Source organism: Lelliottia sp. (assembly GCF_045627565.1).
GTDB lineage: Bacteria > Pseudomonadota > Gammaproteobacteria > Enterobacterales > Enterobacteriaceae > Enterobacter.
In genome coordinates this window covers 40,145-66,125 of record NZ_JAZQNX010000018.1, presented here as the reverse complement: position 1 = coordinate 66,125, position 25,981 = coordinate 40,145, and the positions used below count along the sequence as shown (strand labels likewise).

Here is a 25,981-nt window from a genome sequence, read left to right as displayed (position 1 = left end):
GGAAGGAACAGCATGACTGATGTAACTGTAAAATCGCTGGCTACTGAGATTCAGACCCCCGTGGAGCGCCTGGTACAGCAATTTGCTGATGCAGGGATCCCGAAGGCGGCTGATGATTCGGTAACCGCGCAAGAAAAACAAACGCTGTTAGCGCACCTGAACCGTGAACACGGCTCTACGCCTGACAAGCTGACGTTGCAGCGCAAAACGCGTAGCACGTTGAGTATTCCAGGTACCGGTGGAAAAAGTAAATCGGTACAAATCGAAGTCCGCAAGACACGCACCTTTGTAAAACGTGATCCGCAAGAGGCCGAGCGCCTTGCAGCGGAAGAGCAGGCACAGCGTGAAGCGGAAGAGCAAGCTCAGCGTGAGGCTGTTGAAACAGCTAAACGTGAGGCCGTATTAAAAGCTGAACGTGAGGCCGCAGAAAAAGCGAAGCGCGATGCAAATGATAAAGCGAAGCGCGACGCTGCGGAAAAAGACAAAGTGAGCAATCAACAGACTGACGAAATGACCAAAACTGCCCAGACAGAAAAAGCCCGCCGTGAAAATGAAGCTGCGGAGCTGAAGCGCAAAGCGGAAGAAGAAGCCCGTCGCAAACTCGAAGAAGATGCGCGTCGCGTAGCAGAAGAAGCCCGTCGCATGGCTGAAGAAAATGCAGGCGTTTGGGCTGAGCAAGAGAAAGCGAAAGGTGAAGAGGATAAGACCGATTATCACGTCACCACTTCTCAGCACGCTCGCCAGGCTGAAGACGAAAATGACCGTGAGGTTGAAGGTAACCGTAGCCGTACGCGTACTGCGACGAAAGCTGCTCGTCCTCAGAAGAAAGGCAACAAACACGCTGAATCCAAAGCAGACCGCGAAGAAGCGCGCGCTGCGGGTCGCGGTGGTAAAGGTGGCAAGCGTAAAGGTTCATCTTTGCAGCAGGGCTTCCAGAAACCTGCTCAAGCCGTTAACCGTGACGTTGTGATTGGCGAAACCATCACCGTTGGTGACCTGGCGAACAAAATGGCTGTTAAAGGCTCTCAGGTCATCAAAGCGATGATGAAACTGGGCGCAATGGCAACCATCAACCAGGTTATCGATCAGGAAACAGCGCAGCTGGTTGCTGAAGAGATGGGCCATAAAGTGACCCTGCGCCGTGAAAACGAGCTGGAAGAAGCGGTAATGAGCGACCGTGACACTGGCGCTGCGGCTGAGTCTCGCGCACCGGTTGTGACTATCATGGGTCACGTTGACCACGGTAAAACCTCTCTGCTTGACTACATTCGTTCTACGAAAGTGGCATCTGGCGAAGCGGGCGGCATTACCCAGCATATCGGTGCTTACCACGTTGAAACTGACAACGGTATGATCACCTTCCTGGATACCCCGGGCCACGCCGCGTTTACCTCTATGCGTGCTCGTGGTGCTCAGGCAACGGATATCGTTGTTCTGGTTGTTGCAGCAGACGATGGCGTGATGCCACAAACGATTGAAGCTATCCAGCACGCAAAAGCGGCGCAGGTACCGGTTGTTGTTGCAGTCAACAAAATCGATAAGCCTGAAGCAGACATGGATCGCGTTAAAACCGAACTGTCTCAGTACGGCGTTATGCCGGAAGAGTGGGGCGGTGAATCCCAGTTCATCCCAGTTTCTGCGAAAGCGGGTACCGGTATTGATGACCTGCTGAACGCTATCCTGCTGCAAGCTGAAGTACTGGAGCTGAAAGCGGTTCGCAACGGCATGGCAAGCGGCGCAGTGATCGAATCCTTCCTGGATAAAGGTCGTGGTCCGGTTGCTACCGTACTGGTTCGTGAAGGTACGCTGAACAAGGGCGACATCGTTCTGTGTGGCTTCGAATACGGTCGTGTTCGCGCAATGCGTAACGAACTGGGTCAGGAAGTGCTGGAAGCAGGTCCATCCATTCCAGTGGAAATCTTGGGTCTGTCCGGTGTTCCGGCTGCCGGTGACGAAGTGACCGTTGTTCGTGACGAGAAAAAAGCGCGTGAAGTTGCATTGTATCGTCAGGGCAAATTCCGTGAAGTTAAACTGGCTCGTCAGCAGAAATCTAAACTCGAGAACATGTTCGCAAACATGACTGATGGCGAAGTTCACGAAGTGAACGTCGTACTGAAAGCGGACGTTCAGGGTTCTGTGGAAGCGATCTCCGATTCTTTACTGAAACTGTCTACCGACGAAGTGAAAGTAAAAATCATCGGTTCTGGTGTCGGTGGTATCACCGAAACCGACGCAACGCTGGCGGCTGCTTCGAACGCGATTCTGGTTGGCTTCAACGTGCGTGCTGACGCTTCTGCACGTAAAGTTATCGATTCAGAAAGCCTGGATCTGCGCTACTACTCCGTCATCTATCATCTGATTGACGAAGTGAAAGCGGCGATGAGCGGCATGCTGTCTCCGGAACTGAAACAGCAGATCATCGGTCTGGCTGAAGTTCGTGACGTGTTCAAATCACCTAAATTTGGTGCGATCGCGGGCTGTATGGTTACCGAAGGTACGATTAAACGTCACAACCCAATCCGCGTACTGCGTGACAACGTGGTTATCTACGAAGGCGAGCTGGAATCCCTGCGCCGCTTCAAAGATGACGTTAACGAAGTCCGTAACGGCATGGAATGTGGTATCGGCGTGAAGAACTACAACGACGTTCGCGTTGGCGATATGATCGAAGTGTTCGAAATCATCGAGATTCAACGTAGCATCGCTTAATTCATGGCGTCTTTCGGGTTGCAACGAAGAGTTATAGCCCGAATGACTCAGTGGATGAGAACGTGCAGGCCGGGTTAGCGAAGCGCCACCCGGCAATAATTTTAAAAGGGGCTAATAGCCCCTTTTTTGTCTGGAGAATTTATTATGGCGAAAGAATTTGGTCGCCCGCAGCGTGTTGCTCAGGAGATGCAGAAAGAAATCGCACTCATCCTGCAGCGTGAAATCAAAGACCCGCGCGTCGGCATGATGACGACCGTTTCTGGTGTTGAAATGTCTCGTGATCTGGCATATGCCAAAGTGTTCGTCACGTTCCTCAATGATCAAGATGAAGCGGCGGTTAAGAACGGTATCAAAGCCTTGCAGGAAGCGTCAGGATTTATCCGCTCTCTGCTCGGTAAAGCGATGCGTCTGCGCATCGTGCCTGAACTGACGTTCTTCTACGATAACTCGTTAGTAGAAGGCATGCGTATGTCTAACCTCGTGACCACTGTGGTTAAACATGACGATGAGCGTCGTGTGAACCCGGATGACGAAAAGGAAGACTGATGAGTCGTCCTCGTCGTCGCGGTCGCGACGTGCATGGCGTGCTGCTGCTGGATAAACCTCAAGGTGCATCCAGTAATGACGTATTGCAAAAAGTTAAGCGTATTTATAACGCAAACCGTGCCGGACACACCGGTGCGCTGGATCCGCTGGCGACAGGTATGCTGCCCGTTTGTCTGGGTGAGGCGACAAAGTTTTCCCAGTATCTGCTCGATTCTGATAAGCGTTATCGCGTCATCGCAAAATTGGGTCAGCGCACGGATACTTCCGATGCCGATGGCCAGGTTGTCGAAGAACGCCCGGTAACGTTTAGTGCCGAACAGCTGGATGCTGCGCTGGAAAGTTTCCGGGGCGAAACCCAGCAGGTGCCGTCGATGTATTCGGCGCTGAAATACCAGGGCAAAAAGCTATACGAATATGCGCGCCAGGGGATAGACGTCCCGCGCGAAGCCCGTCCGATAACCGTGTATGAGCTGTTATTCATTCGCCATGAAGGTGATGAACTGGAACTCGAAGTGCACTGTTCGAAAGGCACCTATATTCGTACCATCATTGATGATCTGGGCGAAAAACTGGGTTGTGGCGCGCATGTGATTTATCTGCGTCGTCTCGCCGTCAGTAAGTACCCGGTCGACCGTATGGTAACGCTTGAACAGCTTCGTGAATTGGTAGAGCAAGCCGAAACGCAGGGGATTTCACCTGAGGATTTACTTGATCCGCTGCTGATGCCAATGGACAGTCCAGCGTCCGATTTCCCGGTCGTCAATTTGCCGTTAACGTCTTCAGTTTACTTTAAAAATGGTAATCCGGTACGTACGACAGAGACGCCACAACGGGGTCTGGTTCGCGTCACTGAAGGCGAAGAAAATAAGTTCATCGGCATGGGTGAAATCGACGATGAGGGCCGTGTAGCACCGCGTCGCCTGGTTGTTGAATATCCGTTTTAAGCGAGTGACTTGCCTTGCGATAAGCAGGGGAGACGAGTAGAATATCGCCGCTTAACGTCCGGTAAAGTGTTTACCATTTTGCAGGGCGTAAACTGGGGTTGCTGAATTAGAGATCGGCACCCTTTCATTCTTTATATTTTTGGAGTTCATCATGTCTCTAAGCGTTGAAGCTAAAGCTAAAATCGTTTCCGAGTTCGGTCGTGGTACTAACGACAGCGGTTCTACCGAAGTTCAGGTTGCACTGCTGACCGCACAGATTAACCACCTGCAGGGTCACTTTGCAGAGCACAAAAAAGATCACCACAGCCGTCGTGGTCTGCTGCGTATGGTTTCTCAGCGTCGTAAACTGCTCGACTACCTGAAACGTAAAGATGTTGCACGCTACACCGCGCTGATCGAGCGTCTGGGCCTGCGTCGCTAAGTCTTGCGAGTTTCAGAAAAAGGGGCCTAATGGCCCCTTTTTTCAACCAGACGGCAGCAATTCACTGGAAACTATTGTATTGTTGCTATAAATGATCTTCATTGCAGAGGTTCGCGCGGCTAATGAGAGGCTTCACCCATGGGGGTGTCGGTTGTCATTAGTCGCGAGGATGCGAAGAAGGTCGGGTTAAATCGACAGCACACCGTGGGTGTGCTGTCATCTATTAAGAAAGGACAGAATTTTGCTGAATCCGATCGTTCGTAAATTCCAGTATGGTCAGCATACCGTCACGCTGGAAACCGGCATGATGGCACGTCAGGCTACTGCTGCCGTTATGGTAAGCATGGATGACACTGCTGTATTCGTGACCGTAGTTGGCCAGAAAAAAACTAAGCCAGGCCAGGACTTCTTCCCGCTGACCGTTAACTATCAGGAGCGTACTTACGCTGCTGGTAAAATTCCTGGTGGCTTCTTCCGTCGTGAAGGCCGTCCAAGCGAAGGCGAAACCCTGATTGCGCGTCTGATTGACCGCCCGGTTCGCCCGCTGTTCCCGGAAGGCTTCATTAACGAAGTTCAGGTTATTGCCACCGTTGTTTCCGTTAACCCACAGGTTAACCCTGACATCGTAGCGATGATCGGCGCATCTGCTGCGCTGTCTCTGTCCGGCCTTCCGTTCAACGGTCCTATCGGTTCTGCTCGTGTGGGTTATATCAATGACCAGTACGTACTGAACCCGACTCAGGACGAGCTGAAAGAAAGTAAGCTGGATCTGGTTGTTGCAGGTACCGAAGCTGCAGTGTTGATGGTTGAATCTGAAGCAGAACTGCTGAGTGAAGACCAGATGCTGGGCGCAGTGGTCTTTGGTCACGAGCAGCAGCAGATCGTTATCGAAAACATCAAAGATCTGGTGAAAGAAGCCGGTAAACCACGTTGGGACTGGCAGCCAGAAGCGGTGAACGAAGCGCTGAATGCGCGCGTTGCTGCACTGGCTGGAGCGCGTCTGAGCGATGCATACCGCATCACTGACAAACAAGAACGTTATGCCCAGATTGATGTGATCAAATCTGAAACCATCGCTACGCTGGTTGCAGAAGATGACTCTCTGGACGCTAACGAACTGAGCGAAATTCTGCACGCTATCGAGAAAAATGCTGTTCGTAGCCGTGTTCTGGCTGGCGAGCCGCGTATCGATGGCCGTGAAAAAGACATGATTCGTGGTCTGGATGTGCGTACGGGCGTTCTGCCACGTACTCACGGTTCTGCACTGTTCACCCGTGGCGAAACTCAGGCGCTGGTGACTGCGACTCTGGGCACCGCTCGTGACGCACAGAACATCGACGAACTGATGGGCGATCGCACTGACAGCTTCCTGTTCCACTACAACTTCCCTCCGTACTCTGTAGGTGAAACCGGTATGGTGGGCTCGCCGAAGCGTCGTGAAATTGGTCACGGTCGTCTGGCGAAGCGTGGCGTACTGGCTGTTATGCCAGAGGCTGACAAATTCCCGTACACCGTGCGTGTGGTTTCTGAAATCACCGAATCTAACGGCTCTTCTTCCATGGCTTCCGTGTGTGGCGCATCTCTGGCTCTGATGGATGCTGGCGTACCGATCAAAGCTGCTGTTGCCGGTATCGCAATGGGCCTGGTGAAAGAAGGTGACAATTTTGTTGTTCTGTCTGACATTCTGGGCGACGAAGATCACCTGGGTGATATGGACTTCAAAGTTGCGGGTTCCCGCGAAGGTATCTCTGCGCTGCAGATGGATATCAAAATTGAAGGCATCACCAAAGAGATCATGCAGGTTGCACTGAACCAGGCTAAAGGTGCGCGTCTGCACATCCTGGGCGTGATGGAGCAGGCGATTAACGCGCCACGCGGCGACATTTCTCAGTTCGCACCGCGTATCCACACCATCAAGATCAGTCCAGACAAGATCAAAGATGTTATCGGTAAAGGCGGTTCTGTTATCCGTGCTCTGACCGAAGAAACCGGCACCACCATCGAAATCGAAGACGACGGTACTGTTAAAATCGCAGCGACCGACGGTGAGAAAGCGAAATTCGCTATTCGTCGTATCGAAGAGATTACGGCAGAAATCGAAGTGGGCCGTATCTACAATGGTAAAGTGACGCGTATCGTTGACTTTGGCGCATTCGTTGCCATTGGTGGCGGTAAAGAAGGTCTGGTTCACATCTCTCAGATCGCTGACAAGCGTGTTGAGAAAGTGACTGATTACCTGCAGATGGGTCAGGAAGTTCCAGTTAAAGTTCTGGAAGTTGATCGCCAGGGCCGTGTTCGCCTTAGCATCAAAGAAGCAACCGAGCAGACTCAACCTGCTGCCGCGCCGGAAGCGCCGGCTGCAGAGCAAGGCGAGTAAAGTTGCATTTGCCCTCCGCTTTAGCGGAGGGCCTATTATCAGGCAGGACGCCTTGTTAGCAGCCGGGGGACAGGACGTTCATCCAATAGTTGTCTTCGGGAGTGGAAATGAAGCCTTTTTTGCGCTGGTGTTTCGTTGCGACAGCTTTAACGCTGGCAGGATGCAGCAACTCTGCCTGGCGTAAGAGCGAAGTTCTCGCAGTGCCATTGCAACCCACTTTGCAGCAAGAAGTGATTCTGGCACGCATGGAACAAATTCTTGCCAGTCGGGCTTTAACCGATGATGAACGCGCACAGCTTTTATATGAGCGCGGAGTGTTGTATGATAGTCTCGGTCTGAGGGCACTAGCGCGAAATGATTTTTCACAAGCGCTGGCAATCCGACCTGATATGCCTGAAGTATTCAATTACTTAGGCATATATTTAACGCAGGCAGGCAATTTTGATGCTGCCTATGAAGCGTTTGATTCTGTACTTGAGCTTGATCCAACTTACAACTACGCGCACTTGAATCGCGGTATCGCATTGTATTACGGCGGTCGTGACAAGTTAGCGCAAGATGATCTGCTGGCGTTTTATCAAGACGATCCTAATGATCCTTTCCGTGTCCTGTGGCTTTACATCGTTGAGCAGAAGCTCAATGAGAAGCAGGCAAAAGAGGCGTTAAAACAACGCTTCGAGAAATCGGACAAGGAACAATGGGGATGGAACATTGTCGAGTTCTACCTGGGCAACATTAGCGAAGCAACGCTAATGGATCGGCTCAAGGCGGACGCAACGGATAACACCTCGCTCGCTGAGCATCTCAGTGAAACCAACTTCTATTTAGGTAAGTACTACCTAAGTCTGGGGGATATGGACAGCGCTACGGCACTGTTCAAATTAGCGGTTGCTAACAACGTACACAACTTCGTTGAGCACCGTTATGCATTGTTGGAATTATCGCTCTTGGGCCAGGAGCACGACGACCTGGCAGAATCGGACCAGCAATAGCTGACGACATAAACATCAGCCCGTAATCTTTTGATTGCCATCACCTTAACTGGTGAGGGCGTTGTTGTTCGTCAATACACCTACTTTGAGCCGGTTCACACTTTTCAATGAAAATCGCTAATCATTTTCACGATGAGTTATGTAGACTGGCCGCCATTAATATCGAGGCACTTGTACTACATGGCTGAATTCGAAACCACTTTTGCAGATCTGGGGCTGAAGGCTCCTATCCTTGAAGCCCTTACCGATCTGGGTTACGAAAAACCATCTCCGATCCAGGCAGAATGCATCCCGCATTTGCTCTCTGGTCGTGACGTGCTGGGCATGGCCCAGACTGGCAGTGGTAAAACCGCAGCATTCTCGCTGCCGCTGCTCAACAACATTGATCCGGAACTGCGTGCACCGCAGATCCTCGTATTGGCTCCGACCCGTGAACTGGCTGTTCAGGTGGCGGAAGCTATGACTGAATTCTCTAAACACATGCGCGGCGTGAACGTGGTAGCCCTTTACGGCGGCCAGCGTTATGACGTGCAGTTACGCGCCCTGCGTCAGGGTCCACAGATTGTCGTCGGTACGCCGGGTCGTCTGCTGGATCACCTGAAACGCGGTACACTGGATCTCTCTAAACTGAAAGGTCTGGTTCTGGATGAAGCTGACGAAATGCTCCGCATGGGCTTCATCGAAGACGTAGAAACGATTATGGCGCAGATCCCAGAAGGTCATCAGACCGCTCTGTTCTCTGCAACCATGCCAGAAGCGATCCGTCGTATTACCCGTCGTTTCATGAAGGATCCGCAGGAAGTGCGTATCCAGTCTAGCGTAACGACGCGTCCGGACATCAGCCAGACTTTCTGGTCGGTACACGGAATGCGTAAAAACGAAGCGCTGGTGCGTTTCCTGGAAGCAGAAGATTTTGATGCGGCGATTATCTTCGTTCGTACCAAAAATGCGACTCTGGAAGTGGCTGAAGCGCTGGAGCGTAGCGGTTATAACAGCGCCGCGCTGAACGGTGACATGAACCAGTCACTGCGTGAGCAGACTCTGGAACGTCTGAAAGACGGTCGTCTGGATATTCTGATTGCAACTGACGTTGCAGCACGTGGTCTGGATGTTGAGCGTATCAGCCTGGTTGTTAACTACGACATCCCGATGGACTCTGAGTCTTACGTTCACCGTATCGGTCGTACCGGTCGTGCGGGTCGTGCGGGTCGTGCGCTGCTGTTCGTTGAGAACCGTGAGCGTCGTCTGCTGCGTAACATTGAACGTACCATGAAGTTGACCATTCCAGAAGCAGACCTGCCTAACGCAGAGCTGCTGGGCAAACGCCGTCTGGAGAAGTTCGCCGCTAAAGTACAGCAGCAGCTGGAAAGCAGCGATCTGGACAAATATCGTGAACTGCTGACGCAAATCAAGCCGACCGCCGAAGGCGAAGAGCTGGATATTGAAACGCTGGCTGCAGCACTGCTGAAAATGGCTCAGGGCGAACGCGCTCTGATCGTGCCAGCTGATGCACCGATGCGTCCTAAGCGTGAATTCCGTGAACGTGACGAGCGCTTTGAGCGTCGCGACCGTAATGACCGTGGCGATCGTAACGATCGTGGCCCACGTCCAGAACGTGCTGCTGGCGCTGCTGGTGAAGAGCGTCCACGTCGTGAACGTCGTGAAGCTGGCGATATGGAACTGTACCGTATTGAAGTTGGCCGTGATGATGGTGTTGAAGTTCGTCATATCGTTGGCGCTATCGCTAACGAAGGCGATATCAGCAGCCGTTACATCGGTAACATCAAACTGTTTGGTACTCACTCAACTATCGAGCTGCCTAAAGGCATGCCGGGCGAAGTTCTGCAGCACTTTACTCGCACCCGCATCCTGAACAAGCCGATGAACATGCAGTTGATGGGTGATGCCCAGCCGCGTCCAGACCGTGGTCCTCGTCGTGAAGGCGATCGTCCTGCGGGCGAACGTCGTAGCTTCGGTGGCGGTGAGCGTCGTGAAGGCGGTCGCGGTCCTCGTCGTGATGGCGCAGCGCCAGCTGGTGCTGGTGCAGGTCGCTTCAGCGGTGAACGTCGTGAAAACCGTGGTCCACGCCGCGAAGAAGGTGCTGCTCCTACTCGTCGTCGCGACGCGTAAGCCTTTCGTCTCTAGCGTAAAGTAATATATACAGCCCCGATAAACACTATCGGGGCTTTTTTTATTCCTTTTGTACTCCTGTACTGGTACAGTGCGACGCATTAGATTGAGTAGCACTATTTTCACTGGAGAATTGGCGGTATGGCGACACTAACGACCACACAAACGTCACCTTCGCTGCTTGGCGGCGTGGTGATTATTGGCGGTACCATTATTGGTGCGGGGATGTTTTCTCTGCCGGTGGTGATGTCGGGTGCGTGGTTTTTCTGGTCACTGGCGGCGTTGGTGTTGACCTGGTTCTGCATGTTGCATTCCGGATTGATGATCCTTGAGGCGAACCTTAATTACCGCATTGGCTCGAGCTTCGACACCATCACCAAAGATTTGCTCGGCAAACGCTGGAACGTGGTCAACGGCATCTCTATTGCCTTTGTGCTGTATATCCTCACCTACGCATATATTTCAGCGAGCGGTTCGATTCTTCAGCATACTTTTGCGGAAATGTCGCTGAATGTTCCGGCGCGCCTGGCGGGCCTGACGTTTGCTCTCGCAGTGGCTTTTATCGTCTGGATCAGTACCAAAGCGGTCAGCCGCATGACGGCGATTGTGCTCGGTGCCAAAGTCATCACTTTCTTCCTGACTTTCGGCAGCCTGCTGGGGCACGTCACGCCGACGACGCTGTTTAACGTGGCAGAAAGCAACGCATCCTACTCGCCGTATTTGCTGATGACGCTGCCATTCTGTCTGGCATCATTTGGTTATCACGGCAACGTGCCGAGCCTGATGAAGTATTACGGTAAAGATCCGCGCACCATTATTCGCTGCCTGGTATACGGCACGCTGCTGGCGTTGGCGCTTTATATCATCTGGTTGTTAGGGACGATGGGCAATATTCCGCGTCCGGAGTTCATTGGTATCGCGGCGAAGGGCGGAAATATTGATGTGCTGGTGCAGGCGCTGAGCGGGGTCCTTAACAGCCGTAGTCTGGATCTGCTGTTAGTCGTCTTCTCAAACTTCGCCGTTGCGAGTTCTTTCCTCGGGGTGACGTTGGGGCTGTTTGATTATCTCGCCGATCTGTTTGGTTTTGATGATTCCGCCATTGGACGTTTAAAAACGGCGCTGCTGACCTTTTTGCCGCCGATCGTTGGCGGGCTGATGTGGCCGAACGGTTTCCTGTATGCCATTGGCTATGCGGGGCTAGCGGCAACCATCTGGGCCGCGATTGTTCCGGCACTGCTGGCGAGAAAATCGCGTAAACGTTTCGGTAGCCCAAAATTCCGTGTCTGGGGCGGAAAGCCGATGATTGCGCTGATTCTGGTGTTTGGCGTTGGTAACGCGCTGGTGCATATCCTGTCGAGTTTTGATCTGTTGCCGGTTTATCAGTAAATGCCTCTTTTCACCCTCTCCCGCTGGGAGAGGGTGTCCATCAACATTAACCCAGCAACTCTTCTTTCACCTGCATCGCTAAATCAAACGAATGCAAACGCGCCTGATTATCGAAAATTTGCCCGTTAACCATAATCTCGTCCGCCTGCGTTTCACGCAGTACCGCTTCCAGACCGTGACGTACTTTCGCTTTATCACCCACCAGAGACATGCTCAGCGCTTGCTGGACACCGTACTGTTCTGATGCCGACCAAAGCTGATGCATATTTTCCACGGGTGGCGGCAGCTGTCCGCTTTCGCCACGACGCAACTTCGCGAAGGCTTGCTGCATCGAGGTAAACAAGAATTCCGCATCACGATTGCTGTCTGCCGCGATGATGTTGATGCACACCATGGCATACGGCTTTTCCAGTCGCGCCGACGGTTTAAACTGAGTGCGGTAGAGATGCAGCGCCTGATGCAGCATATCCGGTGCAAAATGCGAGGCAAACGCAAACGGCAGGCCAAGCTGTGCCGCCAGCTGCGCGCTATAAAGGCTTGACCCTAACAGCCATACCGGCACCTGCTCGCCGTAACCTGGCACCGGGCGTACCTGTGGATTGGGATCATGTGCATCAAACCAGTCCACCAGTTCTGCTACATCGCGCGGGAAGTTATCAATATCGCCGCTCATATGGCGACGCAGCGCACGCATAGTAGGCTGGTCGCTGCCGGGCGCGCGTCCCAGACCTAAATCAATACGGCCAGGATAGAGGGTATTCAGCGTACCAAATTGCTCAGCAATCACCAGAGGGGAATGGTTTGGCAGCATCACGCCGCCTGAGCCAAGATGAAGCGTGGTGGTATTGGCGGCAAGATAGCCAATCAGAACCGACGTTGCCGCACTGGCGATGCCCACCATATTATGGTGTTCCGCCAGCCAGTAGCGATGGTAGCCGCGCTGTTCCGCGAGACGGGCAAGATCCAGAGAATGCGAGAAAGCTTCTTTGGCAGAAGAACCTTCGGGAATCGGTGCCAGGTCCAGCACCGAAAACGGAATGGATTTATCAGTCATAACAGCTCACTTTGTCGACGGTGAATCTTTTAATAGTGCATTAAAATTTGATAACCGTTGTTAACAAAGTGAGCTTTATTCACGTCGTCCTTCACGCTGCCCGGATGCAGCTTGAGGGATTTGGCGTCTCTTTACACCTGCAGTTCCAGCCCCGCCAGACGTTTCCAGTAACCGTTGCAGTCACTGTTTGCCTTTAACGGCAAAGGCGCGCCACCCTTTTCATTGGCGCGGAACGCATCCATCATCGCGAAAACATCAGTATCCAGTGGGGAGAGACGCACCATATCCACCACGCCATGCATTGACGTTAATTCGTTGCCAAGGTTATACACGTAACCGCTCATCGTCTGAATGCCGTTGAGAACAAACACCTGCTGATTTTCCTGCGATAACATGCTGCGCCCGTTCGGGTATTTGATACAGCAGGTTTCACATTCGTCTTTGGGCTTGTCTTCCGAGCGGGCGGTAAAGCAACGCGCCGAGTAGGCCAGCGGCAGGTGCCCGTAACTCAGCACTTCCACTTCAAACCGATCGCGGATGCCCAGATCGTCGCATTGGTTCAGCAGATTGACGAGCCAGTCGCGGGACAACTCAACAGGCATACACCAGCGGATCATCCCTTGTTTCAGCAGCAGGCGCAGCGTCACCGCGTTGTAGCAGTTCAACGCGTGTCCGGCCACGAACGGCAGTTTACGCTCGGCGCACATGTTCACCACCCCGAGATCGCTGGCTTCCAGCAGGAAATCCCCGTTCTCGACGTAACGTTTGATCTCGCCCAGTTCCGACGACGCCTGTACCAGCGCCAGCGTTGAGAGCACAACCTGTTTCCCACTACCTGCCAGACTTTTGGCCATCTCCAGCCATTCGCCCACCTTGGTGGCGCGGCGTTTACTACACACGGATTCACCGAGATAAATCGTGTCGGCGCTGCTTGTCGCTGCCTGCTGGTAAAAATCTTCCAGCATCTCTTTTGACCAGTAATAGAGCACCGGTCCTAATGAATATTTCATTGATTATCTCACTGCCATTTTCGGTGATACGCACCCAGCGTGGTTTGCGTGCCTTCAGACATTGCGCCAAGCGTCTCCATCCAGGCGGGCTGCGGGGCGTAGTTCTGCGGATCGGCCATGCAGCGGTCAATCGCCTGACGCCACACTTTTGCCACCTGGCTGACATACGCCGGGCTGCGCTGACGACCTTCGATTTTGACCGAGGCGATATTGGCGGCCAGCAGCTCTGGCAGCAGTTCCAGCGTATTCAGGCTGGTAGGCTCTTCCAGTGCGTGGTAACGCTCGCCATCCACCAGATAGCGACCTTTGCACAGCGTCGGATAGCCCGCGTTTTCGCCATCCTGGTAACGGTCGATAAGCACATCGTTAAGACGAGACTCCAGCCCTTGCGGCGTTTGCTGCCAGCGGACAAAGCGGGCAGGGGAACACGCGCCCACGGTATTCGGCGATTCACCGGTCAAATAAGAGGAAAGGTAGCAACGCCCCTCCGCCATGATGCACAGGCTACCGAAGGCAAAAACTTCCAGCGGAACTGGCGAGACGCGCGCCAGTTGCTTAACCTGATGAATAGACAGCACGCGCGGCAATACCACGCGAGCCACGTCAAAGTGACGATGATAGAAGCGAACCGCCTCTTCGTTGGTGGCGGAAGCCTGAACAGAGACATGGCGCTCAATATGCGGATAGCGTTCTGCGGCATACTCAAGCATGGCAAGGTCAGCGAGAATCAGCGCATCCGCGCCAAGCTGAGCCGCCATATCCACGGCACGCTGCCAGCGTGCGTAGCCATCGGGATGAGCAAAAGTATTGATGGCGATATGTAATTTACGACGGTGCTGATGTACGAAATTGACGGCTTCCTGGAGTTTTTTCTCCGTGAAATTCAGGCCAGCAAAGTGGCGGGCGTTAGTATCATCTTTCAGCCCGATATAGACCGCGTCGGCGCCATTTTCGATGGCCGCTTTAAGTGCCGGGAGGTTTCCGGCTGGACAGAGCAGCTCCATAATTTATCCTGAGTCCGCTGCCCCAGAGGGCACAAAATTGTTAACGAACGTGGAGTTTAATTAACCTCTGCGCGACAATTTTTGATTTAAGGCAGTTAATGGCGTATTGATGACACCAATAATGAATGTTGCAGCAAGACGGTTTGTTGATTTACGCCGCTACGGCAACCGCCGGATATGGCAAAATGACCGCATTAACGATATCAGGGAGTAAAGCTCGTGCTGGATAAACTGCGTTCACGTCTCGTCCAATTTGGCCCATCACTGTTGAGCGTGCCGGTAAAATTGGCGCCGTTCGCCCTTAAACGTCAGATTCTTGAGCAAATGCTCAGCTGGCAATTTCGTCAGGCGCTTGAAGAGGGCGAGCTGGCGTTTTTGGAGGGCCGCTGGCTGAGTATTGAAGTGCGTGATATTGGGCTACGCTGGTTTACCTCGGTAGAAAACGACCGATTGATCGTCAGCGATTCTGCCACGGCGGACGTCAGTTTCAGCGCTGACGCCAGCGATCTGCTGATGATCGCCGCACGAAAACAGGATCCTGATACGCTCTTTTTCCAGCGTCGTCTGGTCATTGAAGGCGATACCGAACTAGGCCTGTACGTCAAAAATTTAATGGATGCCATTGAACTGGATCAGATGCCAAAGCCGCTGCGCGTGGTGCTGATGCAAATGGCCGATTTTGTTGAGGCAGGGCTAAAAACCCCGCCTGAGAGTAAACACACTTCAGTGGGTGAGCCATGCTGATTCGAGTTGAAATAGGGATTGATGCCCCGGGTATCGATGCATTGTTACGTCGTTCGTTTGCGCAAGAGAGTGAGGCACGACTGGTGCACGATCTCCGTGAAGACGGGTTGATCACCCTGGGGCTGGTGGCCACCGATGACGAAGGTCAGGTGGTTGGCTATGTGGCGTTTAGTCCGGTTGCCGTTCAGGGTGAAGAGTTGCAGTGGGTTGGAATGGCTCCGCTGGCGGTCGATGAAAACTATCGCGGTCAGGGTCTGGCACGTAAGCTGGTCTATGAAGGACTGGATTCACTGAATGAATTTGGTTATGCGGCGGTGGTTGCGTTGGGCGATCCGGCTTTTTACGGGTGTTTAGGGTTCGAACCCGCTGCGCCGTACGATTTGCATTGCCGCTGGCCGAATACGGAGACCGCATTCCAGGTGCATCGTCTGGCGGATGACGCACTGAACGGCGTCAGCGGTCTGGTTGAGTATCACGACCATTTTAATCGCGTTTAACAGGCGGCGTTTGCAGGCTTTCGTATAGCGCCTCAAACGAACCGTCCCCGGCGACGAGGCGCTCTTTCTGACGCTTCGTCAGCTGCTTAATGCGGTACTCCATCTTCAGCGCCAGTGAGCGCTCGCCAACGGGCGCGGAAAAGGCCAGTGAGAGTTCACCTTTTCCCCGCAGCGCTTTCGCGCCTTTCCCTGTTTGATGTTCAAGGAAACGCCGCCCGACGTCGGTGGTAATTCCGGTGTAAAGCGCGTTATCAGCCGTTCTGACGAGATAGAGAAACCAGCACACGGTAAGCATATTCAGTATCTTAAGGTGAACGCACCATAGCATGAGAGAGAGCAAAAATGGAAACTCTGGCCGCCATTAACCGCTGGCTGGCAAAGCAGCATGTCGTGACCTGGTGCGTGCACCATGAGGGCGAGCTGTGGTGCGCTAACGCGTTTTATTACTACGATCCCGAGCGCGTTGCGTTTTACGTGTTAAGCGAAGACAAAACGCGCCATGCGCAGATGACCGGGACGAGAGCAAAAGTCGCCGGGACAATTAACGGGCAGCCGAAAAACGTCGCGCTGATTCGCGGCGTCCAGTTTCAGGGTGAGATTCGTCGTCTGGAAGGTGAGGAAAGCGACAGCATGCGCAGACAGTACACTCGCCGCTTTCCGGTGGCTTTGGCGTTGTCAGCGCCCGTCTGGGAAATTCGCCCTGACGAACTCAAGTTCACTGACAACACCCTGGGCTTTGGTAAAAAGCTTCACTGGCTACGCGCCGAGTAAGCGCAAGGCCTCACGATTAAACGCGGGCAGATCGTCCGGCGTACGGCTGGTCACAAGCTGATCCTGATCGACCACTACCTCTTGATCGTAAAAGTCGGCACCCGCGTTTTTAAGATCAATCACGATCGGTTTGACGGCCGTAAGTTTGCGCCCGCGCACCACTTCGGCGCTGATCAGCAGTTGCGGCCCATGACAGATGGCAAAGACAGGTTTGCCGCTGGCGACAAAATCACGGGTAAACGTGACAAAGCGCTCGTCACCGCGCAGGGTATCCGGCGAATGGCCGCCTGGCAATAAAAGCGCGTCGAACTCAGCCGCTGTGACGTCGTCAATGGACTTATCGATTGTCACGCTAGCCTCGCCTTTATGGCCTTTCACCGTTTTCCCCGCCTGTGTATCTATTGTCACAACTTCATGCCCCGCTTTGCGGAACGCCTCAGCAGGCGAGGTGAATTCTGAATCTTCAAACTCGTCGGTGATCAAGACCGCTATTTTCTTGCTCATGTTTCCTCCGTTGTTTTGGCTTCAGACAGATTTTTCTGCGTTTGTGGTAAATACTTAACCAACAGACTACTCAGTGTGGTCGAACAGGCTGAAACCGCATACGGACTAATCTGTAAAGGAGATAAAATGAGCCAGGTATTGATTACAGGCACTACCGGACTGGTCGGCGGCCATTTGTTACGGCTGTTGATGCAGGAGCGAAAAGTCAATTATATCGCCGCCCCGACTCGCCGTCCGTTGACCGATATTTCAGGTGTCTTTAACCCTTACGATCCCCAGCTCACCGATGCTCTGGCGCAGGTCAAGGATCCAATTGATATCGCTTTTTGCTGTCTTGGCACCACGCGTCGTGCAGCTGGAAGCAAAGAGGCGTTTATTCATGCCGACTATACGCTGGTGGTGGATACAGCGCTCACGGCAAAAAAGTTGGGAGCAAAACACTTTCTGGTGGTCAGCTCAATGGGGGCTAATGCCCGTTCTCCCTTTTTCTACAATCAGGTGAAAGGGAAAATGGAAGACGCATTGATCGCGCAAAACTGGGAACGACTGACCATTGTACGTCCGTCTATGCTGCTCGGGGATCGCGATAAACAGCGCTTCAATGAATCGATTTTCGCGCCATTGTTCCAGCTTTTTCCCGGAAACTGGAAATCCATTCAGGCGAGAGATGTTGCGCGTGCCCTGTTGCACGAGGCGTTTTCTCCGTCGCAGGAAGGGGTCAACATTATACCCTCGGCAAAACTGCGTGAAATTGCAAAAGGTGAGGCGTAAACTCCCCCAGCTCATTAATGACTCTCCCCGGGATAGGTTATGACTGGTCAGTCTTCATCTCAGGCGGCAACGCCCTTTCAGTGGTGGAAACCCGCACTCTTTTTTCTCGTCGTTATCGTCGGTCTTTGGTATGTGAAATGGCTGCCCTATTACGGTAAAGCCTTCACCGCTGCCGATACTCACAGCATAGGCAAATCCATACTCGCCCAGCCGGACGCCAGCCCGTTGCAGGCGGCGTGGGATTACGCGATGGTCTATTTCCTCGCCGTATGGAAAGCCGCGGTGCTGGGCGTGTTGCTGGGATCGTTGATTCAGGTGCTGATTCCGCGCAACTGGCTGATGCGAACGTTAGGCCAGCCGCGGTTTCAGGGCACATTGTTGGGGACGATTTTCTCTCTGCCCGGCATGATGTGCTCCTGCTGCGCAGCGCCCGTGACGGCTGGCATGCGGCGTCAGCAGGTATCAATGGGTGGCGCGCTGGCATTCTGGATGGGAAATCCGGTACTCAATCCCGCCACGCTGGTCTTTATGGGCTTTGTGCTGGGCTGGCACTTTGCGTTGATCCGCCTGGTGGCCGGGCTACTGACCGTGCTGATTGTGGCCTCTATCGTCCAGTATCTGTTCAAAGATAAAGATGCCCCGCCAGTGTCCGTAGACGTCGTCACGCCTGAAGCGCAGGGCGGATTCTTTGCCCGCTGGGGAAAAGCGTTGTGGCAGCTTTTCTGGAGCACCATACCGGTGTATATCCTTGCAGTACTCGTGTTAGGCGCGGCACGCGTCTGGTTATTCCCTCACGCAGACGGCGCGATCGATAACACGCTGCTGTGGGTGATTGCGATGGCGGTGGCCGGATGCTTGTTTGTGATCCCGACTGCGGCTGAAATTCCGATTGTGCAGACGATGATGCTCGCCGGTATGGGTACCGCTCCCGCGCTAGCACTGTTAATCACGCTGCCAGCCGTGAGCCTTCCGTCGCTTATCATGCTGCGCAAGTCATTCCCGGCGAAAGCGCTGTGGCTGACGGGGTTGCTGGTCGCATTAAGTGGTGTGATAACAGGCAGTATTGCGCTGCTGTAAAACAAAAAACCCGGCTTCCGCCGGGTTTTTCTTATCATGCAAACGCGTTTACTTAATATAGGTAAATGCGGTTGTCACGTGCTTCACGCCGCTCACACGGCTGGCGGTATCGGCCGCAGCTTTGCCTTCACGATCGGTGACCAGTCCGAGCAGGAACACTTCGCCATTCTCGGTGGTGACTTTCACGTTGGAGGATTTCACCTGATCGCTACCCAACAACTGTGAACGCACTTTGGTGGTGATCCAGGTATCCGACGATGCCGTTCCCAGACCAATAGGCTGACCCTGGCGAACTTCGTTGAACACTTCCGTGGTGCCTTCTACGCCCATGGCGATTTGTTTCGCGCGGGCAGCCAGTTCCAGATTGGGTGCCTGGCCTGCCAGCAGCACTTTGCCCTGATAAGCGGTCACGTTAATGCGCGCTTCTTTCTTAATTTGTTCGTCTTTCGACAGGGCGCTGTTGACGCGCAGTTCCAGCGTGCCGTCATCGACTTGAGTACCCACAGAGCGCGGATCGGTTGCTGCTTTGGTGCCGACAGCCGCTGTACCTACCACAGCCGCAGCGATACATCCTTGAAGCAGCAGCGCAGAAATAAGGACTGCGAGGGGCGTTAATGCCTTCATTAGTACTCCTTAATCATCCTGGTGAGGGAAAAGCGTGTTATCAATCAAATCGCATAGACAGTTCACCGTCAGCATGTGCATTTCCTGAATGCGCGCACTGCGATGAGAGGGAATGCGAATTTCCACATCCTGCGGGCCTAAAAGGCCTGCCAGTTCACCACCGTCATAGCCTGTTAGCGCGACAATGGTCATATCACGCGTCACGGCAGCTTCGACGGCTTTCACGATATCACGGCTATTTCCGCGCGTAGAAATCGCCAGCAGAATATCCCCGGCGTGGCCTAAGGCTCGAACCTGTTTTGCGTAGATTTCGTCATGAAGACGATCGTTGGCAATCGCGGTTAAGACCACATTATCGGTATTAAGTGCAATGGCAGGTAAACTAGGGCGTTCTGTTTCAAAACGATTGATCATGCTGGCAGCAAAATGCTGTGCGTTGGCGGCGGAGGTGCCGTTGCCACAACAGAGGATTTTGTTGCCATTGAGCAGGGACTGCACCAGCGTCATTGCTGCGCGTGAAATAGCTTCCGGGAGGGCTTCCGCCGCTGCAATCTGAGTTTGAATGCTTTCTGTGAAGCAAACCTTAATTCTTTCGAGCACGTTATCCCTTTAAATCTTAATTATGCGTCTTCGCCAAAAGCGTTTTTAAGCCACTCGATGTCGTTTCCGGTGAAGGCTACCACATCGAACCGGCAATCCACAGTATCAAAACTCCCATTATGGCGGGCAAGCCACAAGTGGGCAGTCTGTAATAATTTATGTTGTTTGGCGAGCGTCACGCTGGCGGCAGCGCCACCAAATCGGGACGACTGTCGGAAACGTACCTCAATAAACACGATAACCTGACCGTCTTTCATGATCAGATCAATTTCGCCGCCACGTCCGTGAACGTTAGCGGCGATAAAACGCAGTCCTTTGCCTTCCAGCCAGCGACGCGCTTTTAGCTCCCACGCGTCGCCCGTCTGTTTGCGGCTTAACTTGCCGGGACGATCTGCCCCTGCTGGTATTTGAGCCATGATAACTTCCTGTTAATCACACAATCCTGAGTAGCGGTCAGATCGCCGGTGTTGCCGTTAAGCTCAAAGCCCGGCACCTGACGCATCTGGGTAAAGTGGTTCGCCAGCGCCCACGCATCCACGCCCATCGCGTACAAACGCGCGAGTGAATAGTCGTTACGTACGCTGCTCAGTGCTTGCTGCATCAGCGCCGGGTTGCTACCCGCCAGCATAGGGATTTCGCTGTATTGCAGGCCATCCATTTCCAGACGGAAATCAGGCCCAGCCGTCCCCTGTGCGCTGCGCGAGCTGGCATACAATGTTACGCCGCTTTGGCTGCCATTGCGCATGGCAATCATCGGTTTGATAAAGGCAATTTCTTCTGGCGTCGCGACGATATAAGCCGCATCCACTTTGCCGCCGCCGCTGATTTGCGCGTCAGTTGGTGGAGCCGGAATCGTCAGACCGCCGATGGTCACGCCTTGCTGCTGCGGCAGACTGGCCGAAACCGGGCTGCCGGTCAGTGCAATACCTGACCCGCCGTTCACGCCTGCTCTTAGCTCAGAGGTTGAGCCAAATTTCTGCTGCAACACGATATTACCGCCGAGCTGTTGCCATTCCTGAGCAAACGCCGTGGCGACGCGGTCACCCAGCGCGCTACGCGGTGTCAGTAGCAACGGGGCCTGTTTTCCTTGTTCATGAATATGACGCGCCGCGTCGCGAGCTTCGTCTTCTGGTGAAAGGGCGAAGTAACAGATATTCGCGCGATTCTGAACTTGCTCAGGCTGGTTAAGCGCCAGCACGTTCAGCGAAGTGTTGCTCTTCATCAACTCTTCGACATTATTCTTCAGCAAGGGACCAACCACGATACTGGCACCGTCCTTCTGAACTTGCGCCAGCACCTGATCGAGTGGCTGCGAACTGGTGTCATAGATTTTCAGTTCTGCACGCGGATTCGCGGTCGTTGCAGCAACGGTTTGCGGCTGTGCGGCAGGCTGCTGATCGGGCGTCGAGGTTTGTGGTTGTGCCGTTGCCGCATCGGTTGCAGGTGCCGCCTGGGGAACAACAGGCGTTTGTGCTTCCGCTGGCGCTGCGGTTTCTGCAGGGGCCTGCGTGGTCGCTGGCGGCGTTGTCGGAGCGGTCACTGGATTTTGCATCGTGCCTTGAGCTGGCGCTTGCGCAGAGGTCAAATCGCTGGTTTCTACCGCAGACGGGCTAATCACATCGTTCACATTCGCGGCCTGCGCTGCTTGTGCAGGAACAGCGTTACCTGCCACCGCAGTGGTGCCATTTTTCGCCGCTTCAAAGCCCTGCTGAATGGTACGACCAAATACCGCCGCCTGACCATTCAATGGCAGCAAAAGGGCGATTTTGCTGACGGAGACAGGCTGGAAGTTCTGCACGTTGACCAACTGCGTCGGCAGCATTTTCGCCCCCGGGTTTTGCGGGTAACGCGTCTGCCAGTCGGTAATGCCCGCTTTCAGCATTTTTGGATCGCTGCGGTTGTTGAACCACATCTGCTGCAAATCCAGCCAGCCTTGCAACACATTCTCATCAGCGTTGATTACCAGCGCCTGAGCCTGTTCCGGCGTCATTGAGGAGAGCGCTTGCCAGGTGGCATCGATGTTTTTCTGCTTGTCGGCGCCGCTCAACAGCGGCTCTTGTGCAATGAGCGCGCGCAAGAGTGGCAGGGAAGGGCGACCCTGTTCAGCAGCGATAACGGCCTGCCAGTATCGGGCCTGCTGGTTGTTTTCCAGCGCTTTCATATCGATATCTGCCAGCAGTTTTTTCGCCGCCGGATACTCTTTCTGCGCGATTTTCAGCTCAGCCGCCAGTAGCGATTGCTCGCCGCGCTGCGTATTGTTCAATTCCTGCGGCAACTGGTTATACAGATCGACTGCCTGCTGCGTTTTACCTTCATTCAGCAGTGCACGAATGGCAAGTAATTGCCAGTTGGTCTTGGTATCATTTGAGCTCTGCGACATTTGTTGCAGATAAAAGCCGGAATCAGCCTGCGCGGAACCCTGCATATGGGCGGCAGTCTGATCGGGCGCCTGAGTGCCACAGCCTGCGAAAATCAGGGCTGCCAGCATAATAGGAAGGCTGCGCGAAGCTTTTGTTCGAAGAAACGTTAAGGGTACCATACTGTATCCAGTGATTTTTTTAGGCAATGCTCAATATTAAATCGGCAATACGGACTAAACAATGAAACAACACGAAACGGCAGATAATTCTCAAGGCCAGCTTTATATTGTACCTACTCCTATCGGGAATTTGTCTGATATTACCCAACGTGCGCTCACCGTATTACAAGCCGTTGATTTAATTGCTGCTGAAGATACCCGGCATACGGGGTTACTGCTGCAGCATTTCGCGATCAGCGCCCGTTTGTTCGCTTTGCACGATCACAATGAGCAACAAAAAGCCGAAACGCTGGTGGCGAAACTCAAAGAAGGGCAAAACATCGCGCTGGTATCCGATGCCGGTACGCCGCTGATCAACGATCCCGGTTATCACCTGGTGCGCACCTGTCGCGAAGCCGGTATTCGCGTTGTGCCGTTGCCAGGCCCTTGTGCCGCGATTGCCGCTTTGAGCGCCGCAGGTTTGCCTTCTGACCGCTTCTGCTATGAAGGTTTTTTACCCGCCAAATCGAAAGGCCGTCGCGATACGTTGAAAGATCTCGAAGCCGAACCGCGCACGCTGATTTTCTATGAATCCACCCATCGCCTTCTGGACAGTTTAGAAGACATGGTCACCGTGTGGGGTGAATCACGCTATGTGGTGCTGGCGCGCGAATTGACCAAAACCTGGGAGAACATCCACGGCGCGCCGGTTGGCGAGCTGCTGGCCTGGGTGAAAGAAGACGAAAACCGCCGTAAAGGCGAAATGGTACTGATCGTTGAAGGCCATAAAGCGCAGGAAGAGGCGCTGCCTGCCGAAGCGCTGCGTACGCTGGCATTGCTGCAAACCGAGCTGCCGTTGAAAAAAGCCGCTGCGCTTGCCGCCGAAATCCACGGCGTGAAAAAGAACGCGCTGTATAAGCATGCGTTGGACCAACAGGGCGAATCGTAACAACGAGCCGGGCAAACGTCGCGTTGCCCGGCTGACTATTCACATATCGCAGTAAAGACAGGTGGTTTTCGGATGCAACCAAAGGAATGACGCCGGAATTTGGGTTGTCACTTTCCCTTCCTTAAGCGCCGCAAATGCCCGCTGTTTCCCTTCGCCAGAGACCAGCAATAAGACTTCTCTCGCTGCCAGAATATCGCGTAAGCCTAAGGTAATCCCTTTCTCGACTGGGACGTTTGCCTGTTTCAGCATCTCGTGGAGCCGGGTACGCTCATCAAGATGCGTTATGTGACAGGCGGGGTCCAGTTTCTCATCCGGTTCGTTCAGCCCGAGATGACCATTTTTGCCGATTCCCAGAACGCACAGATCCAATCCTCCGCGCTGGGCAATTTGCTCCACAATTCGCGCGCATTCCTGTTCATCGGCGTTGTCAGACCCGAACGAAATGTAGTTTTCAGGCGCAATGCCGAGTGGCTGGAGAATATGGTGCTGCAAGAAAACCTCGCAGGTGGCCGGGTTGTCTGGCGCTAACCCCACCCATTCGTCCAGCTTGACGAAGGTGATCCGGCTAATATCAACCTGTTGTGCGATGATCTTTTCCACCAACAGCTGATAGGTCATCACAGGCGTCGCACCTGTCGCGAGACAGATGACGGCGTCAGGTTTGCGATGAATAAGCGCTAATAATTTCTCGCTGGCGGCTTCGCTGAGCGAGCGGCCATCACTCTGTTGCTGGAACGTTATGCCATTCATTTACAGAATCCCCAGCGCAGAACCGGCGATAGCCAGCACAAATGTCACCGCAATCAGCAGAACCGGATGCGCTTTTTTCACGCGTAAAAGGTAGTACATCAACAAGGTATAGCCCATGGGTAAAATGTTGGGGAAGACCTTATCGAAGAAGTCTTTTTGCAGCGCAACGTTGTGGGTGGCATCGATCGCAAACGTGGTGACGACGTTGATATGAACGTAGGAAGCAATCAGCCCGCCGATCACCGTGATCCCCAGAATCGTTGCTGAGCGGGCAATCATCTGCGAATTTTCTCGCACCTTATCGATCGCTTTTATCCCCACCGTATAGCCAACGTGCGTCCAGCCCACGCGCAGGAAGAAAATGGCGAGATAGACGGCGAAGAACAGAATCGGTCCCAACAGGTTGCCCTGGCTGGCAAACGATGAGCAAATTCCGGCCATAATCGGTAACAGCGTAAACCAGAAAATCGCGTCGCCGATCCCGGCGATAGGACCAAACAGCGCTACTTTGAGGCCTTTAATCGTGTTGCGGTTTTCGCCTTTCTCCTCCATGGAGATCAGCAGTCCCATCAGGAATCCCACCAGGTTTGGGTGCGTGTTGATAAACTCCAGATGGTCCTTCATGGCCGCGCTAAGGCCTTCTTTATCGCCTTTGTAGATCTTCTTGAGGAGCGGCAACATCGCCCATGTAAAGCCGCCCGCCTGCATACGCTCGTAGTTAAAGCTGGCCTGCAGCAGTGAAGAACGGAACCCCAGGCGCGTAATGTCTTTTTTACTGATTTCAGATCCCATTGCTGTAATCCTCTTCATCTTTTTTCGCTGCCGAAGCCTGAGGCTGAGCGGCGTTTTTGGCTTTCGCGTTAAAGAACTCATACACCGCAAATCCCGCGCCTAGCACAGCGACCGGCAGCAGATTGCTGACCTGGATGTAACAGACAAATAAGAAACCAGCGATCAGGTAAGGGATGTACTGCGCTTTGAACATCACGCGCAACAGCAAGCCGAAACCGACAGCGGGAAGAATGCCCCCCGCGACTTCAAATCCGTGCGTCAGCCAGGCCGGCATGGCCTTGACCAGCGCCTGCATCGCCCCTTGAGCAAGGTATGTGCAGAGGAACGTGATCACCGCGTAAGTGCAGGCCACAATCAGCGTGGTCGTCCAATTAAGACGGGCGAATCCCGCGGTATTTGTCTCTTTCGCATACCTGTCGGCTTTCGACATAAACAGGGAGAATGCTGAATAGAAAAACAGAATGACGTATTGCATTAACAGGCTAAACGGCAGCCCCAGTCCGATGGCTGTTTTGGCATCGACACCGGTAGACCAGGCAATGACAGTGGTCATCACCCCGGCCATGATAGGGTTAGGTGGCTGCACGCCACCCGCGGGCGTGAGACCCGCAAATGCCAGCTCGGTCAGACCGCCGGTAATCAAGCCGATATGGATATCACCCAAAATCGCCCCGGTAAGGGTACAAACGATAATAGGACGAAACAGAAACAACGCTTCCAGCCAAAAATCAATCCCTAAGAAAAACACTAACGTGGCCAGGGAAATCCCCTGAATCAATGTTATTTCATGCATTTTATTGCCTCGTAATAG

General features: G+C 53.5%; 27 protein-coding genes. 15 read left to right on the top strand and 12 right to left on the bottom strand.

Annotation, left to right across the window (positions count from 1 at the left end):
- Positions 1 to 12 precede the first annotated feature (12 nt).
- The 9 genes from infB (at position 13) to mtr (ending at position 11,505) form a co-directional block, all read left to right on the top strand.
- Positions 13 to 2,709: a translation initiation factor IF-2 gene (gene infB, locus ACKI5T_RS10050; protein WP_015960588.1), complete on the top strand. Its 2,697-nt coding sequence runs from the start codon at positions 13 to 15 to the stop codon at positions 2,707 to 2,709.
- Between the two features lie 144 nt (positions 2,710 to 2,853).
- A complete protein-coding gene (rbfA, locus tag ACKI5T_RS10045) occupies positions 2,854 to 3,255 on the top strand; it encodes a 30S ribosome-binding factor RbfA (protein ID WP_015960587.1) in 402 nt (133 codons plus the stop codon).
- On the top strand, positions 3,255 to 4,199 hold the full coding sequence (gene truB, locus ACKI5T_RS10040) for a tRNA pseudouridine(55) synthase TruB (protein ID WP_407437242.1): 945 nt from the start codon (positions 3,255 to 3,257) through the stop codon (positions 4,197 to 4,199). The genes rbfA and truB overlap by 1 nt, the downstream gene beginning before the upstream one ends.
- A gap of 151 nt (positions 4,200 to 4,350) precedes the next feature.
- On the top strand, positions 4,351 to 4,620 hold the full coding sequence (gene rpsO, locus ACKI5T_RS10035; protein ID WP_003861789.1) for a 30S ribosomal protein S15: 270 nt from the start codon (positions 4,351 to 4,353) through the stop codon (positions 4,618 to 4,620).
- A 241-nt stretch (positions 4,621 to 4,861) separates the two neighbouring features.
- The gene (pnp, locus tag ACKI5T_RS10030) at positions 4,862 to 6,997 is read left to right on the top strand and encodes a polyribonucleotide nucleotidyltransferase (protein WP_407437241.1); all 2,136 of its coding nucleotides are present in this window, start codon (positions 4,862 to 4,864) and stop codon (positions 6,995 to 6,997) included.
- Between the two features lie 107 nt (positions 6,998 to 7,104).
- Positions 7,105 to 7,989 carry a lipoprotein NlpI gene (gene nlpI, locus ACKI5T_RS10025; protein WP_015960584.1) on the top strand — a complete coding sequence of 295 codons (885 nt, stop codon included), beginning with the start codon at positions 7,105 to 7,107 and terminating at the stop codon, positions 7,987 to 7,989.
- Positions 7,990 to 8,096: 107 nt separating this feature from the next.
- A complete protein-coding gene (gene yrbN / locus ACKI5T_RS10020; protein ID WP_097919743.1) occupies positions 8,097 to 8,177 on the top strand; it encodes a protein YrbN in 81 nt (26 codons plus the stop codon).
- On the top strand, positions 8,170 to 10,119 hold the full coding sequence (locus ACKI5T_RS10015; RefSeq protein ID WP_407437240.1) for a DEAD/DEAH family ATP-dependent RNA helicase: 1,950 nt from the start codon (positions 8,170 to 8,172) through the stop codon (positions 10,117 to 10,119). The genes yrbN and ACKI5T_RS10015 overlap by 8 nt, the downstream gene beginning before the upstream one ends.
- Before the next feature lie 141 nt (positions 10,120 to 10,260).
- Positions 10,261 to 11,505 carry a tryptophan permease gene (gene mtr, locus ACKI5T_RS10010; RefSeq protein ID WP_407437239.1) on the top strand — a complete coding sequence of 415 codons (1,245 nt, stop codon included), beginning with the start codon at positions 10,261 to 10,263 and terminating at the stop codon, positions 11,503 to 11,505.
- A 46-nt stretch (positions 11,506 to 11,551) separates the two neighbouring features.
- On the opposite strand, the gene ACKI5T_RS10005 is transcribed toward mtr, so the two are convergent.
- The 3 genes from ACKI5T_RS10005 to ACKI5T_RS09995 all read right to left on the bottom strand — a co-directional run bounded on the left by ACKI5T_RS10005 (position 11,552) and on the right by ACKI5T_RS09995 (position 14,573).
- The gene (locus tag ACKI5T_RS10005; RefSeq protein ID WP_407437238.1) at positions 11,552 to 12,559 is read right to left on the bottom strand and encodes a luciferase-like monooxygenase; all 1,008 of its coding nucleotides are present in this window, start codon (positions 12,557 to 12,559) and stop codon (positions 11,552 to 11,554) included.
- Positions 12,560 to 12,690: 131 nt separating this feature from the next.
- Positions 12,691 to 13,569, bottom strand: coding sequence for a U32 family peptidase (locus ACKI5T_RS10000; RefSeq protein ID WP_407437237.1), 879 nt, complete (start codon positions 13,567 to 13,569; stop codon positions 12,691 to 12,693).
- An 8-nt stretch (positions 13,570 to 13,577) separates the two neighbouring features.
- Complete coding sequence (locus tag ACKI5T_RS09995) at positions 13,578 to 14,573, bottom strand: peptidase U32 family protein (protein ID WP_015960579.1); 996 nt, start codon at positions 14,571 to 14,573, stop codon at positions 13,578 to 13,580.
- A 219-nt stretch (positions 14,574 to 14,792) separates the two neighbouring features.
- Between ACKI5T_RS09995 and ACKI5T_RS09990 the strand changes: the two genes are divergently transcribed.
- Positions 14,793 to 15,317, top strand: coding sequence for an SCP2 domain-containing protein (locus tag ACKI5T_RS09990; RefSeq protein ID WP_407437236.1), 525 nt, complete (start codon positions 14,793 to 14,795; stop codon positions 15,315 to 15,317).
- The gene (locus ACKI5T_RS09985) at positions 15,311 to 15,814 is read left to right on the top strand and encodes a GNAT family N-acetyltransferase (protein WP_407437235.1); all 504 of its coding nucleotides are present in this window, start codon (positions 15,311 to 15,313) and stop codon (positions 15,812 to 15,814) included. Before ACKI5T_RS09990 ends, ACKI5T_RS09985 begins: the two co-directional genes overlap by 7 nt.
- Here the strand turns inward: ACKI5T_RS09985 and ACKI5T_RS09980 are convergent.
- Entirely contained in the window at positions 15,801 to 16,142 is a 342-nt protein-coding gene (locus tag ACKI5T_RS09980) for a GIY-YIG nuclease family protein (protein WP_015960576.1), read from the bottom strand. The two genes, ACKI5T_RS09985 and ACKI5T_RS09980, sit on opposite strands and share 14 nt — an antisense overlap.
- A 14-nt stretch (positions 16,143 to 16,156) precedes the next feature.
- On the opposite strand from ACKI5T_RS09980, the gene ACKI5T_RS09975 reads away from it, so the two are divergent.
- Positions 16,157 to 16,585, top strand: coding sequence for a YhbP family protein (locus tag ACKI5T_RS09975; RefSeq protein ID WP_407437234.1), 429 nt, complete (start codon positions 16,157 to 16,159; stop codon positions 16,583 to 16,585).
- Here ACKI5T_RS09975 and ACKI5T_RS09970 read toward each other — a convergent pair.
- Positions 16,571 to 17,089 carry a type 1 glutamine amidotransferase domain-containing protein gene (locus ACKI5T_RS09970; protein ID WP_407437233.1) on the bottom strand — a complete coding sequence of 173 codons (519 nt, stop codon included), beginning with the start codon at positions 17,087 to 17,089 and terminating at the stop codon, positions 16,571 to 16,573. The two genes, ACKI5T_RS09975 and ACKI5T_RS09970, sit on opposite strands and share 15 nt — an antisense overlap.
- A gap of 126 nt (positions 17,090 to 17,215) precedes the next feature.
- Between ACKI5T_RS09970 and ACKI5T_RS09965 the strand changes: the two genes are divergently transcribed.
- Together ACKI5T_RS09965 and ACKI5T_RS09960 are read left to right on the top strand one after the other, a co-directional pair.
- A complete protein-coding gene (locus ACKI5T_RS09965) occupies positions 17,216 to 17,860 on the top strand; it encodes an NAD(P)H-binding protein (RefSeq protein ID WP_407437232.1) in 645 nt (214 codons plus the stop codon).
- Between the two features lie 39 nt (positions 17,861 to 17,899).
- Entirely contained in the window at positions 17,900 to 18,937 is a 1,038-nt protein-coding gene (locus ACKI5T_RS09960) for a permease (RefSeq protein ID WP_407437231.1), read from the top strand.
- A gap of 48 nt (positions 18,938 to 18,985) precedes the next feature.
- Here the strand turns inward: ACKI5T_RS09960 and dolP are convergent, their stop codons facing one another.
- Genes dolP through ACKI5T_RS09940 form a run of 4 tightly spaced genes read right to left on the bottom strand, consistent with a single transcriptional unit; the run spans position 18,986 to position 22,700 of the window.
- Complete coding sequence (gene dolP / locus ACKI5T_RS09955; RefSeq protein WP_015960571.1) at positions 18,986 to 19,561, bottom strand: division/outer membrane stress-associated lipid-binding lipoprotein; 576 nt, start codon at positions 19,559 to 19,561, stop codon at positions 18,986 to 18,988.
- 9 nt (positions 19,562 to 19,570) lie between these two features.
- On the bottom strand, positions 19,571 to 20,161 hold the full coding sequence (gene diaA / locus ACKI5T_RS09950) for a DnaA initiator-associating protein DiaA (RefSeq protein ID WP_015960570.1): 591 nt from the start codon (positions 20,159 to 20,161) through the stop codon (positions 19,571 to 19,573).
- 20 nt (positions 20,162 to 20,181) lie between these two features.
- Positions 20,182 to 20,577: a YraN family protein gene (locus ACKI5T_RS09945; protein ID WP_015960569.1), complete on the bottom strand. Its 396-nt coding sequence runs from the start codon at positions 20,575 to 20,577 to the stop codon at positions 20,182 to 20,184.
- Positions 20,535 to 22,700, bottom strand: coding sequence for a penicillin-binding protein activator (locus ACKI5T_RS09940; protein WP_407437230.1), 2,166 nt, complete (start codon positions 22,698 to 22,700; stop codon positions 20,535 to 20,537). The genes ACKI5T_RS09945 and ACKI5T_RS09940 overlap by 43 nt, the downstream gene beginning before the upstream one ends.
- Before the next feature lie 61 nt (positions 22,701 to 22,761).
- Between ACKI5T_RS09940 and rsmI the strand changes: the two genes are divergently transcribed.
- Positions 22,762 to 23,628 carry a 16S rRNA (cytidine(1402)-2'-O)-methyltransferase gene (gene rsmI, locus ACKI5T_RS09935; RefSeq protein ID WP_235134128.1) on the top strand — a complete coding sequence of 289 codons (867 nt, stop codon included), beginning with the start codon at positions 22,762 to 22,764 and terminating at the stop codon, positions 23,626 to 23,628.
- 39 nt (positions 23,629 to 23,667) lie between these two features.
- On the opposite strand, the gene ACKI5T_RS09930 is transcribed toward rsmI, so the two are convergent.
- From ACKI5T_RS09930 to agaC, 3 genes are read right to left on the bottom strand one after another with little or no spacing between them, the layout of a single operon-like run.
- Positions 23,668 to 24,378 (bottom strand): galactosamine-6-phosphate isomerase, encoded by a 711-nt coding sequence (locus ACKI5T_RS09930; RefSeq protein WP_407437229.1) that lies wholly within the window; start codon positions 24,376 to 24,378, stop codon positions 23,668 to 23,670.
- Positions 24,379 to 25,170 carry a PTS galactosamine transporter subunit IID gene (gene agaD / locus ACKI5T_RS09925; RefSeq protein ID WP_407437228.1) on the bottom strand — a complete coding sequence of 264 codons (792 nt, stop codon included), beginning with the start codon at positions 25,168 to 25,170 and terminating at the stop codon, positions 24,379 to 24,381.
- The gene (gene agaC / locus ACKI5T_RS09920; RefSeq protein ID WP_407437227.1) at positions 25,160 to 25,963 is read right to left on the bottom strand and encodes a PTS galactosamine transporter subunit IIC; all 804 of its coding nucleotides are present in this window, start codon (positions 25,961 to 25,963) and stop codon (positions 25,160 to 25,162) included. The genes agaD and agaC overlap by 11 nt, the downstream gene beginning before the upstream one ends.
- Between the last annotated feature and the right edge of the window lie 18 nt (positions 25,964 to 25,981).